Genomic DNA, 12,313 nt, shown 5'->3' with positions numbered 1-12,313 from the left:
TCTTTTGTTAGGCACTTGTACAGCCCTCTATTGATTAGGGATGTAAAAAGTGTCTTTTTTCTTGAGATTGAATTCTAGAAACGCGATCTCACACATCATTTCTAGGGAATTGAGATCTAGTTTTATCCTTCTCAGGGGATGCCTGGTTTCTTCATAGCTATAGCCGACGTGACATCGTCATTAATCCGTCAGCTCGATTGTCGTCTAATAGTGGAAGGATTTAATAACCGAGTCAAAGTCTTAAAAAGACGATGCTACGGTATTTTCGATATTGAAAGACTCTTCCAAAGGATTTCTCTTGACCTCAATGGGTATCAGACATTCGCTGTGACCTAAACACTATATCTAGCGGCTACCACGCTAATTCCCGGAGAGCCACATTTTTATTAATCAAAAAGTTTGAAAAATGATTACTCCAAACATTCCTGACTATGTAAAGGGATGGCTTACTGATTCAGAAGCTCAATTCCTGTACTCGCAGGCGAAGGCCTGTCCTCCTGGCACGGTGATCGTGGAAATTGGTTCTTGGAAAGGTAAGTCAACGATTTGCCTCAGCCAAGGCTCAGCGGCAGGTAACAACGTTCATATCTATGCGATCGACCCACATCAAGAAGATTCTTATCCAGAGTTTGAACATAATGTGTCGAGTGCTGGGATTAGAGAGTTAGTCACTCCCATTGTGAAAACATCAGCAGATGCCTGTGAAGGATGGACACAACCTATCGGTATGCTGTTTATTGATGGCAACCATGAACATGACATGGTAGAGCAAGATTTTCTGCTTTGGTCTCGATTTGTTGTGGATGGGGGAATCATTGCATTTCATGATTCAACCAGTAGTCCGTTCAATCAGCTGATGGGTTATTTAGGACCCAAACGGGTTGTGGATAAATATTTATTCCAATCCAAGGATTTCAAGCATATTGGCTTCACGGGGACCACAACTTATGCAACGAAAAGTAGTGCTCAAACGGTGACCGATGCCTTGGGTCGATGGTCGATGCGCTTTAAAAAAACCTTCCCTGATACCCTGATGCTACTCCATCAGTATGTGCTTCTTAAGTTACCGACTGGGGTTCTAAATGGAATTCGAAGACTGATGGGTTATCGACAACTGAATTTAGGTCGATAAGCTGATTTCTGGGGTTTCACCTGCCAAGAGTAATCGCAAAAAACTAGGATCAAGCCCAGGGCGATAGGCAAGAAACGAAACAATGGGCTAAATCTTACTGGCCATCCTGGGCTCTTTGGGGGATCCGCATCTTTTGGTTGCGATCTCAATAGCAGTGCAACAATGAGGCCATGATCTGGTATTCGCGACTCATCGAAAATATCAAGTCATGATTGAATTTCAATGCTTGAAATTTCAGGCCATGCATCAAAAAAGTATGGGTTTGCTCAACCGATAGGGAGTTGAATTGCCCTATTCCCTCGTGCAATGTCCTCTATCTGGTTAACCTCAAACCTGCGCATCTCAATATGGGCTATTGCACCAACAGGCTGGGCGTTATCAGCAACAATAGAACAAATGTTAGATGATAAGGTCTAGTTCAGAAATTTTCTTGAAACCGAATGAAGAGAATAACTCCATACTGGAGTATTTAGAGGTAATCCAGAATATCCAACATTGCCTGATATTTCGCCTGCTCCCCCTGCTCCTTCAAAAGCTTTGCAGCAGTCTCCAGATCTTGCTTTGCTTGCGATGTATTGTCTAAAGAGAAATAAGTAGCACTCCGTCCTCCATAGGCTGCTGGCAGTTCGGGATTAAGAGCAATTGCTCGGTCAAAATCCGCAATGGCTTTGGAGTACTCTTTCATATCATCGTAGGTAAACCCTCGATGAATATAGGCCATTACGTTCTGAGGATTAAGAGCAATAGCTTGGTCAAAATCTGCAATTGCACCTTTATAATCTCCTTGCTCATATTTTCTAAGAGCACGATTAAATAAGTCATATTCAGAGATATTAGATTGAATTTGCTCAGTTATCTCAATGCTCTGTGTAGAAGCTACAGAACTAGGAGCATCACATACTGCTAGTGTCAGAACAGCACATCCCGACAAAATACTGGCGATTATCTTTAGAGGATGTATGAAAAGTGATCAGCCTCTCAGGGTTTAGGCCAATCGCCTGACCATGAGTCGAATCATGCAGATATAAATCATCGCTTCTGACGAATCAGTTAATCGCTCGTAATCTTTACTCAATCGTCGATACCAATTGAACCAACCAAACGTTCTCTCCACAACCCAGCGTTTCTTGAGCAGAACAAACCCCTTGGTCTGCTCAGGTCTGAGTACAACCGCAATCACCCATCGAAAATTGTCCATCGCCCACTGGAGAAAAGGTTGACCGCTGTACCCCCCATCTGCCCAAATCAAATAGAGCCGTTGGACCGCCTCTGCCATCTGATGGACTGCAGTGAGGACCTTTTTGCCACCTTCACGCTCAGGCAGACTTGCTGCCGTGACCACCACCCGTAGAACTAAGCCGAGGGTATCAACTGCTGTGTGCCGTTTTCGCCCTTTGGTGTATTTGGCACGATCAAAGCCCACCGCTTGATTGACCATGGTTGCTGTGGGGACACTTTGAGAATCAATAATGGCTTGTGATGGGCTGGCAGGACGATCATTATCAGCCCTGACCCAACTGCACAACCGGTCATGAATTTTGACCCAAGTCCCATCTATTCGCCAATTGCGAAAATAGGTATAGACCGTTGACCAGCAGGGAAAATCCCCCGGGAGGTCTCGCCATTTACAGCCTTGTGACACTAGATAAAATATGGCGTTGAGGACTGCCCACATATTTACGGAGCGAGGACGTCCACCGGGTTTGGCTGGCGGAATTAGAGGGGCTATCAGTTCATATTGGGATAGGGTTAGGTTGCTACTATATGCTTTACTCATGGCTCACTCGGTGCGGGTTTGTTAGAACCTACAGCTTATGCCGAGAGAGCTTTCTTTGTTAGATGAGACTTTTCATACATCCTCTTAACATCAAAATATTTATTTATATACTTCTATGATTTTAGTTTTCCCAAATAAATATCCGTGTCTAAAGTAATGCTCCTCATTTATTGATAGGGGTTTCTATACTCAATATAAGATTTGTGGAAACAGAGAAGCCTATTTTTATGCAGGGTAAATACACTTCTGATTTTGTGTAACCTTACAAAACCCTTTGAAACCTGAGCTTACAGAATCTCAGGCTGCGAATTTGGCTGACACTTAACGACCATATCCATCTCATGAGGCACCGTGACGATGAATCGTTCCACTCCAATATCTAGTCGGGAAATAGTCTCGACCTCATGCAACAAAATTTCTAGATAACGCATGTACTTACAGTAAACATAGACCGTCTTGCTGGCGGGTTCATAGCGCAATTGGCTCCCCCGCCACCATGGAAATTGATGGAGCAAGTACTCTGTTAGCATCTGGGTACAGTTCATCTCCATTCCCCCCCAGATCAACTAAGCTGTTTTTACACGTAATCGCTGACAGGGAATGCAATCCACCTGAATAGCTGTGGCGATTTCACTGCTATGGATTTCAAGGTGTGCTTTTCGAGGTGCATTGAACATTAGATGCTGTTGTGGGAAAACAACCCGTTCAAAGTACCAGTTCACGATATTAGTGACCCGTACCACCTCAACCCGAGGCGAGGAGTTACGGTAACTGCAAAATATGAGGTCTTTCTGTTTAGGCTCAAGCGTTTTAATCATCATTAATGGCAAACCAGCCCTTGGATCCGAGTACCTAGGGCTGGCTTGACGAATAGTCTAAGCAAAAATTTATAAGCTGGCCAGCATTATTTATTAGAAAGGGATATCCCTCTCTCAAGACAAATCTATATAAGAATGATTTGTCGTGTTTATTATGGCAATAATATTAACTTATCTATAGTTTCTTAATGAGTACCTTTATAATATTTTTATGATCTCTACATCTTATATTGAGTCTAAAATTTTGTGCCAAAGTCAATTTCTGCTGATGAAGACTTGCTTTCAAGGATTGACTTTTAGATTTTCGATGAAACAGCCTGGATATCTAAAAGGGTAGCCTTACAGACTAATAGATGAGTAGTGTTAGCTCATGATTTATGTTTCTTAACTTATTTCTCATCTAGAGAGTAATAGCGAAGAAGGTTGAATGTCCAAAATGGATCGGCAAAACTTATGCCTCTTTCCCATGACATTCTACCGATGATAAATCTACTTTTTTGCCCATGGCGAGGAAAATAACAGCGCCAATACGTCAATTGATGAAGTTGTTATGGCTTTATATGATCCTGTTTAGCTTTTTTGTAGGGCTATTCCTGAGCCTCTAGGGTTTCATTCGCTGGCGATGTTGCATAGATGGGCTGTTGTGCACCTTGAGCTTTTACCCAATCTATTTATGGTGAATCAGCCCGCGAGAGGACAGTGATGGATTTGACGTGATTCAGCAATATCACGAATCAACAGGATATGGTTATTCAGATAACTTTCAGCGGCTTTCCGTTCGTCCGTTTTTAGGTGGTGATGACGTTCTAAGTAAGATAGCAACCAAGCTACCAAACCTGAGTCATCCAGTTTCTCAAGGGAGTGTTGGGGAAGCGATTCAATCATTTGCCAGAGACGGCGCATAAGGGGAGGAGACATAGTTTTAAAACCACCAATAACTTTAGATGGGTATAATGGCTGATTTATACCTTAATTTAAGATTTTCTTAAGATACGCAGCTTCTTAAGCATACAGCCTGACCATTTTCGTTAGAGCAAAAGAAAAGCATCTTTACGGCAAGTCACTTGAGCACTTCTCTAAGTACTACTTTTTATGACAAAAACCCCCAACTCAAGAAGAGCCAAGGGTTTTCACTAGTTAATTCATCTATGAAAATCAAAGCCCCGGTGCCATCACTGCTGCCTGCTTTTGCTCCTCCTTCTGCTGTACTTTCTGCTTAGGTCGCTGTTGCTGGGCTACTCTAGCCTGAGCAGTCTTCACTGTGCGGGCAATCACTTTTTCTGCAACTGATGCTCCTTTATCGGCTTTAAGACCTTGGAAGTGAGCGGATTGGGCCAACATCGCCCGCGCTTCTTTGGGTTTCAGTCCATCCTTTAAGGCATTTTCCGTCGCTAGCCTAGCCCCTCTCAAATCAGGTGAGACATTGGCTCCATACTTCGACCACAGACCCTCAGCAGGATTATTGGGCACTGCCGCTTGTTTAGCCTCTGGCTGTTGCTGTTGAAGGTGTTCCTTCGTTTCCATTTCAGCACTCAGAGATTGCTTAGCTAACCCCATTGGGTTGTGCAGTATTCGACCGTCCTTGATGTTCAGTAAGACTTTATTGCCCTGCTTAATCACCAGATTCCCCCCAAAGGCTGCGGGGTCTTCCAAGGCTTGCTGCAAGGCGTCTCGTTGAGTATCCGTGATCGAGGTTGATGGATCCGGGGCACCATTCTTCATCTTGAAGATGTCAATGCCATCCATCTTGATATACAGCCGATCCACGTTCATATTGCCAGCGGCTAACTTATCCACCAGACCCAACACATAATCTTCTGCCTCTTGAGAAGATTCAGAACGAATCGGATTGACTACATTAACAGCGCTTTCCACTGCCGCCTCAAAGATATTGGCCTGTCTGCCATTCTCTGTATGACTATTGCCATTCTCAGAGGGCTGATAGTTAACCTCGGGCTGGGTGCCGTTTGATTCGACTTGGGCCGCAGATTTGATTTGAGTTTCTGCTTCACCTTGGGTTTTATCCGTGGCGAACACGGTGGCTTGCTCTGGAGATTCAGTCGGTTGAACGTTAGTGGTCTGTTCTTCGGTGTTAGACAATTTTGCAAACTCCTGTTCTACAAATAATTCGGCTCGTATCCCGGTTTGGCGAACATAACTGGCGGCATTCTCCAAGAATTCTTGGGACCGCTCTAAGGCCCGTTGACCACTAGCGATCACTTCGCCCACGGTTATATGCCTGACTTTTTGAAAGGTCAATACGGCTGAATTGGTGACGGTGCGACCCAACATGACGGAGGACCCCACGGCACCCACGGCATGGGTGACCATATCCTGACCTGCTAGGGCGACTTGAGCGGACTGAGATGATATCCAATCAAAGCTGGTTTGAATCCCACCAAAGGCGGGTAGGCCAGACATGACGGATTCCCCAAAGTTACTCATGGCCTGTTGGGCTAGAGTATGGGTGCCTGACTGAAGGGCATCACTCCCCCATTGAATGGCAGCACCTGCGACTGGGGCGATAAATGGAGTATGGGTGGCCGCAGCCGATACGACTAAGGGCACACCGACGTTTTGAATCCCACTCTTGACGAATCCAAGGGGGATCGGGGACAGGGCAAAGGCGACATCCTCGGCCTCCTTCGCCGTGTTGTATAGGTCTTTGAAGGTAGACATTTAAAACCCTCGCGAGGTTTACCTATGAAACATAGGCAAGATGACCTGGGAGGGACAAATCGTTATTTGGGAACTGTGTTTGAGGTTTCAGCCTTTTGTACTTAAGGTGCGAGGATATTTGGATCTGTGTAATGAAGGTTTAAAGAAAAACCCACGACTAAGGAGTTGTCCCCTCAGTCGTAAGGGGTCTGTTGGAGAAAAAAGGGAGATTGTGACGAAGAGAAGAGCTGACTGCAACGTGAGGTGAACTTGCAATCAGCTCTTGGGGGGAATGAAGGACTCTGGGTCAGCTCGTTGTTGCTCTCATGACCTAATTGGCAATGTAGGCTGCACCATTCGGGCCACGAGTGATAACTTGACGTCTTACCGAAGACTGAGCAGTTGTGTCACGGTCTGAGTCCGTTTTAGCGATGTGAGCCGCACCATGAGAGCCACGGGTGACAATGTTAGGAAATCCGGTGGTAGGAGTTTCAGATCGTACTTGAGCATCTTGAGGAATACGGTCTACTTTGACCTGATGGGCTGCACCATTGGGGCCACGGGTCACGGTGATGGTTTCAGCTAGGGCGGAGGAAGCAAGGCCAATACTGAGGACGGTAAAGCTTGTTAAGACTGAAAAAGCGGTTTGATGAATGCGTTTCATGTTTGTTCTCCAACTTCAATGACTTCAATGTACGAGGGGTGTCTGAAGCTGGAATGATGACGAACTGGGTGATTCCCTGTAATTGACTGAGAAGGCTATAAGGGTTTTATGAGAATTCTGAGGGGTAGTCACAACCTTCCTTCATGAAGGGTTTCTATCCTTATCCTTTGAGAACAGTAGCCAAAGGCCAATGGCGACAAATAAAACGGACGCGGTAGCGGCTCCAATTGCTTGAGGATCACCACCACTCTCGATAACCTGCTTCATTACATGCACAACTCTTGGAACGCTATAAATTAATAAACCAAATCCAATTATCTTTTTAAGAATATTCATTGATACATGTCTTGATTAGGTGAATGCAGCTATCGGATCGCTATCAAGGGCAGTCCAATGTTCCTGAATTCTAAAATTTGAGAAGTCAGGTCGATCTTATCGGTCATACTTGAATGCTCGCTATATTTATACGAAACCTGACGTATATCACTCTGAACATAGAGGTAATCAATGAAAATTGTCGTCTAAAACCCTTTTCATCTTTACCACTTCGAAAATTCACTATTTAAGAAGCTTTTCGCTTACTGCTTTCAATCTTCAAAACCATTTTCTCTCGCAACTTGGATCGCTCGTTTCAATTGCGCCTTGTCCTTAATCATTTCCGAGGCAAGGTTGGCAGTTGTGATCGCTTCCGCCATTTCTGTGAAGTGGATATTGCAAATGTCTCCTTCTGAATTGTAGTGAATGGTCTCTGGCTCAACATCCAAGTTTGCATCAAGACGTACTGCCATCACCAGCCCTTGCAGCCCATAGCCGTTGAAATAGTATCCGTCGAATGTTTCAGTTCCAAAGTTCTCCTCAAACCATTCCCATTCTCCAAAGATAAGCCTCACATCTTTCCATTCTGAATTCATGCAATTATCAAGGATAAATGGTGCAAAGGTCTCTTGGTCACTACTATTTTCATCAAATTTCGGTTGCTTCATCGCGTTAATCTTCGTAAAACTACGGTTATAAGACACCTGATAATTGAAACCCCTATATGCAAATATTTAAGGCGATATTTAGCCTTAAATTTTTGTGAAGTGATTTTCCAAGCTAGTGACGTCAGGCTTTTAATTTAGTTAGTTCCCGCATCTGCATCCTTAGATTTCCCAAGTACAGCAGCAATCGATTACAAAGCCCTAAATCTACAACCCAAAATCCTGGGGCTGGGACTGCTTTTGATTCTGCTTCTGGGACTGTTCTGGTTGCTAGGATCGACGATGTTCAACCTTCTCGCAATTCAGTTCATGTTACGCCTTGGACAATAGACCTCTTGCAATGTTTGTTTAGTGATGAGCTAACAAAAAAATTTATACTGCGATCTAAATTTAGGTTTTCTATCTTAAATCAGATCGTTAGATCAATTCTACAAGAGGTCTAATTTAGGTCATTGACAATATTTTAAGGAATCTAATTTTCTCACTTCATTATAATAAAGTTATTAAAACCATTCTTCATTTTAGAAGAAGATATTTCAAAGACCTTGTTATTTTTCTAGCCATTTCCAACTTCGACACCTAATGGTGATATCTTCAAGGTTAAATGGGGGTTTCCTCCCTCTGTACCCGTTAGCACAAATGCATTACCTGTGCTAGTTCCGTATACCACTAAACCATCTCCTACTACATGAGGCTGTGCTTGAAACCCATTGCCTCCTTCTTCAGGCATAAGTAAAGAGTAGTCAAAATCGGCTTTTTTCTCTAATCTATAAACTGAAGGTGACTTATCGTAGAAATACTGATCACCATACGATTGAATAGTATGTCCACTAGAATAAACAACTTGATATTTTAATGGCTTTTCAGATAATTCTAGGCAAAACCCTATAGGCTTAACAGAAACTAATCTGCTGGCATGAATTAGATAAAATCCACTATTTCCAGAAGCTTCTGATGCATCACCAAGCTCAAAATCAAAGTTAAAATTCATATACCAGTAATTTCCAAAAAATTTACCAGCATTTCCATACACTATTGGCATAACTATGTATTTCAACTCCTAGAAAAATTATATTTTTAGTTAAAATATTTTACCTATTATTTAACCAGGATATTATTAAAAATTATTTGAGGCAATTTTAAGCATTCTCTGGAAGCTAAATAGGTTGTAATAGGGATGATAAAAATCTTAAAGGCTAAGTTTAATAAGGCATTCAAAAGATTTTAAAAGGAGTATTTTAAATGAAATTGAGTATTTTACTGAACTAATTAACCATAAATCGAAAATAACTGCTGCTAGAATCAGGAATTGTCGTTTTTCACTTGCGAACTCTCTGGCAAGTAAACTTGCAATATTTCAATTTTCTTAGACTATATAATTCAATCTAGTAGGGGTTGATTCCCCGCTGCTTACAGCGAAGAAATGGAATTGCGATCCAAATCTACGGTTTGGTAGCAAGTCGTATTTCATACCTCGTCTGCTTGCAGCGGGGTAGTTGATTTGTTATTTCTGACTTTAAAACTTAGATTGATACCGACTACAATCCCAGATTCTGAGACTGAGACTGCCTTTGACTCTGTTTCTGGGACTGCTGCGACTGCTGGGAACGACGATGTTCCACCTTCTCTCGATTCAACTCATGTTGTGCCCTGGACATGACCCGGTCCTCATACAGCTTCACTTTCTCCGCTGACTGGGCTCGCTGAGCCACTTCCTTGATCGAGTCACCCGCCCTGACAATCTGCCTGAGCTGTACACCCTTGAGTCCTCCTTGCATCCCTGCTTTGACGTTAGCAATATCATCTGCTCGTGACTCAAATTTAATGGACACTCGATTGTTGTACTTAGCGAGTTGTGCCCTAAGTATTCGTAGAGTCTCAGCCGTCAGTCTGGCTGCTTTTTCTACCCCTTCCTCGGCCAGGTGCATTCCTTTCTCTGCATCCCGCTCTAAGGTCTGGTCTTGACTATGCTGCATCTTGAATATCCTCCTGTTCGTCTATATCTGTGGTGTCTTCAGTGGCTTCTTCTGCGTCAATCTCAGCGGCTTCTTCTTCAATGGCGTAATACTCTGAAGGTGGGAGTAGATCCTCTGCGGCTGCGGCTCTGTTCTCCATTGCCACTTGGACATTGATCATCCCAAAGTGCTTCTGATGTTCCTCTTGCAGGCTGGGAAGGATGTTCTCTCGCCATGCGTCTTTGCACTGCTCCCTAATCTTGGCCTGGGAGCTGTTCTTGTCATAGGGAAGCTGTTTCTTCTCATAGATAATCGGGTGACCATTGGTGGAGGCATCGACGATGATGCACTGCCCTGGTTTCTTCATGGCGTCTAAGCGGTCTGCGGTCATCAAGTCCACTTGTTGAAAGCTGTCATTGCGACTCCGAGAACGGTTGGAACCAAAGGACTCATTTTCCGTGGTGCTGATGATGGTTTTCTTCCCTAAGCGGCTGGCAATGACTTGATTGCTCTTGTAGGACCCCTGATTCATATAGATGCGGGAGGGCAGGTTGGCAGCAGTGCTTTCCCATCGCTTCTCGCCATAGAGTTCCTGCATCTGTTCTTCTTGCTGATAAATCATCCACAGCAACAGGCCATTTTGCCGTCCTAGGGCAGACCATTTCTTCGCATCTGGGAATAAGGTGAAACTGGCTTCTTCGATGATGACGCCGAGGTTGTTCTGACGTTTACGGGTATACCTGATATTGCGCTTCACCAGCATATGGATGGCAGCGGCGAGATAGGTCTTGGTGGCTTCTAGCTGGTCTTCATTGATACGGAAGAAGATGGCTTGTTTGCCCGTGAGGTCCAAGGGGATGGTGGTCTTGGTCATGCATCTGGCGATCTCAGGGTCGAGGAATTGAACCCAGTTCTGACTAGCGGTGGATTGAATGGTGGGACCAGGATTCGCACTACTGGAGCTATGAGCGACGGTTCTGAGTCCTCGGCTCAGATGAGTCATAAAGTAGGGGAGTCCTTTCCCCATCTTGTCGTTGTCTTTGGCTGCGGCTAAGCGTTCGGCGATGTTGTTGAGGCCCATCAGTTCCCAGACCATCAGCATGTCGGCATATTCACTGCTTTTGGCTCCGAGCATCATGGACTGTTGCAGAAGGTCGGACTGGGGACCGAAGTATTGATGTCTGCGTTCATAGTTCTCGGCGGCGTTGATGTTGATGCCTCGGGTCAGCTCAAGGGTGCCTGCGAGGTCTTCATCATTGGCGATCAGGTCGAGGAGGTTAAGGCCACCGGAGAAGGGGAGTTTTTCTACGGAGTACTTTGAGGTTTCTTTGATGCCAGGGGCGAGAAAGTGGATGTCATAGCCGAGGTCATGGAGATAGGCGGCGGTTTTCTCCATGAGTTCGCCTTTGATGTCACTGATCAGCAGGGAGGCTCCATCTTCCGCGAGGGATTCGATCAGGCGAAGGGCAAAGCTTTCCGTTTTTCCCCCACCGCTTTTGCCTGAGACGAGGCCACCGGGGTTGATAGGTCCAAGGGTGATGCCTGTTTCTGGGTTGAGTTGGATCGCGGACTTCTCGATATCACCCTCAGCTCGGATCAGTCTGGCTTTGTTGGACCCTTCTTTGATTTCTTTGGGGGTGGCTTCTCTGGCATTTGGCATTCCCTCTGGAATTTGAGTTCTGCGTCGATTGAGGGTGCTGAGCCAGATGATAAAGACGATGCTGAGAAAGCCTACGGTGAGCCAGCCATAGTTGATGGGAATGTTGTGGAACCCTCTGTATTCTGGTGCGGGTTGCGTGGTTTGTTGGGGCATAAAAAATTCCTGCTAGGTGGAGCTAACAGGAACATAGGTAGATTGTATTGTGGGGTGCAAATTCAGTCTTGTTAGAGGAAGATTTGGATAAATTTATTGGTAACTTCTTTGCCCATACCTTTATAGTAGTCGCACCCGATATTAGGTTTATCAATTCGACTTTGATGCCTTGGCCTGCTGCTGAAGCTTAAGGAAAACTTCACTGCCAAGCCTTTCCCGGAAAACTTTTTCAGATGGAGCGGAACCAACTAGGTAAGACATAATCTCTTCACATCCGCCTTGATGATCCGTTCTCAAAAAAATTCTTGCATCAGGAATCCTGGGGTTACTTGATGCCCCCTCTATGTAATGGTACTGGCTTCCATCATGCTCGATAGACGCAACTAACTGAGCCGATGAAACGCTAGATTCTGTCTGAGTAATGGTTTTATTGAGGCAAGCCTCGGCCTGGGGTGAAGCCTGGGATGGTAATGCATTTAACAACAGAAATGCTACCGCAAATAGTAGTTTTTTCAT

Annotated in this window: 14 protein-coding genes and 1 pseudogene; 2 read left to right on the top strand and 13 right to left on the bottom strand. The window is 44.6% G+C overall.

What is annotated here, in order from left to right; translation table 11 throughout:
- Nucleotides 1-210 precede the first annotated feature (210 nt).
- Both AM1_RS44645 and AM1_RS37380 read left to right on the top strand, forming a co-directional pair.
- Nucleotides 211-336: pseudogene (locus AM1_RS44645) on the top strand (transposase); the annotation flags it as partial.
- A gap of 70 nt (nucleotides 337-406) precedes the next feature.
- Nucleotides 407-1,132: a class I SAM-dependent methyltransferase gene (locus AM1_RS37380; protein WP_012168529.1), complete on the top strand. Its 726-nt coding sequence runs from the start codon at nucleotides 407-409 to the stop codon at nucleotides 1,130-1,132.
- Nucleotides 1,133-1,601: 469 nt separating this feature from the next.
- Here AM1_RS37380 and AM1_RS44640 read toward each other — a convergent pair whose 3' ends face one another.
- The 13 genes from AM1_RS44640 to AM1_RS41930 all read right to left on the bottom strand — a co-directional run bounded on the left by AM1_RS44640 (nucleotide 1,602) and on the right by AM1_RS41930 (nucleotide 12,313).
- Nucleotides 1,602-2,063: a tetratricopeptide repeat protein gene (locus tag AM1_RS44640; protein ID WP_012168528.1), complete on the bottom strand. Its 462-nt coding sequence runs from the start codon at nucleotides 2,061-2,063 to the stop codon at nucleotides 1,602-1,604.
- Between the two features lie 54 nt (nucleotides 2,064-2,117).
- Entirely contained in the window at nucleotides 2,118-2,909 is a 792-nt protein-coding gene (locus AM1_RS37370; RefSeq protein WP_012168527.1) for an IS5-like element ISAcma43 family transposase, read from the bottom strand.
- 287 nt (nucleotides 2,910-3,196) lie between these two features.
- Nucleotides 3,197-3,454: a hypothetical protein gene (locus AM1_RS37365; protein WP_012168526.1), complete on the bottom strand. Its 258-nt coding sequence runs from the start codon at nucleotides 3,452-3,454 to the stop codon at nucleotides 3,197-3,199.
- 21 nt (nucleotides 3,455-3,475) lie between these two features.
- A complete protein-coding gene (locus AM1_RS39515; protein ID WP_012168525.1) occupies nucleotides 3,476-3,727 on the bottom strand; it encodes a DUF1830 domain-containing protein in 252 nt (83 codons plus the stop codon).
- Nucleotides 3,728-4,408: 681 nt separating this feature from the next.
- Nucleotides 4,409-4,645 carry a hypothetical protein gene (locus AM1_RS37360; protein WP_012168524.1) on the bottom strand — a complete coding sequence of 79 codons (237 nt, stop codon included), beginning with the start codon at nucleotides 4,643-4,645 and terminating at the stop codon, nucleotides 4,409-4,411.
- Nucleotides 4,646-4,882: 237 nt separating this feature from the next.
- On the bottom strand, nucleotides 4,883-6,406 hold the full coding sequence (locus AM1_RS37355; RefSeq protein WP_012168523.1) for a hypothetical protein: 1,524 nt from the start codon (nucleotides 6,404-6,406) through the stop codon (nucleotides 4,883-4,885).
- A 310-nt stretch (nucleotides 6,407-6,716) separates the two neighbouring features.
- Entirely contained in the window at nucleotides 6,717-7,049 is a 333-nt protein-coding gene (locus AM1_RS37350) for a hypothetical protein (RefSeq protein ID WP_012168522.1), read from the bottom strand.
- Nucleotides 7,050-7,190: 141 nt separating this feature from the next.
- Nucleotides 7,191-7,385: a hypothetical protein gene (locus AM1_RS37345; protein ID WP_041661560.1), complete on the bottom strand. Its 195-nt coding sequence runs from the start codon at nucleotides 7,383-7,385 to the stop codon at nucleotides 7,191-7,193.
- 251 nt (nucleotides 7,386-7,636) lie between these two features.
- Nucleotides 7,637-8,032, bottom strand: coding sequence for a hypothetical protein (locus tag AM1_RS37340; protein WP_012168520.1), 396 nt, complete (start codon nucleotides 8,030-8,032; stop codon nucleotides 7,637-7,639).
- A gap of 553 nt (nucleotides 8,033-8,585) precedes the next feature.
- Nucleotides 8,586-9,071 (bottom strand): hypothetical protein, encoded by a 486-nt coding sequence (locus AM1_RS37335; protein ID WP_148216147.1) that lies wholly within the window; start codon nucleotides 9,069-9,071, stop codon nucleotides 8,586-8,588.
- Nucleotides 9,072-9,567: 496 nt separating this feature from the next.
- Entirely contained in the window at nucleotides 9,568-10,005 is a 438-nt protein-coding gene (locus tag AM1_RS37330) for a hypothetical protein (protein WP_012168518.1), read from the bottom strand.
- A complete protein-coding gene (locus tag AM1_RS37325; RefSeq protein WP_012168517.1) occupies nucleotides 9,995-11,797 on the bottom strand; it encodes a type IV secretory system conjugative DNA transfer family protein in 1,803 nt (600 codons plus the stop codon). Before AM1_RS37325 ends, AM1_RS37330 begins: the two co-directional genes overlap by 11 nt.
- 150 nt (nucleotides 11,798-11,947) lie before the next feature.
- Nucleotides 11,948-12,313, bottom strand: coding sequence for a hypothetical protein (locus AM1_RS41930; RefSeq protein WP_041661559.1), 366 nt, complete (start codon nucleotides 12,311-12,313; stop codon nucleotides 11,948-11,950).

Source organism: Acaryochloris marina MBIC11017, assembly GCF_000018105.1.
Taxonomy (GTDB): domain Bacteria; phylum Cyanobacteriota; class Cyanobacteriia; order Thermosynechococcales; family Thermosynechococcaceae; genus Acaryochloris; species Acaryochloris marina.
The sequence above is the reverse complement of the archived record's forward strand: the minus strand, read 5'-3'. Positions and strand labels throughout refer to the sequence as shown.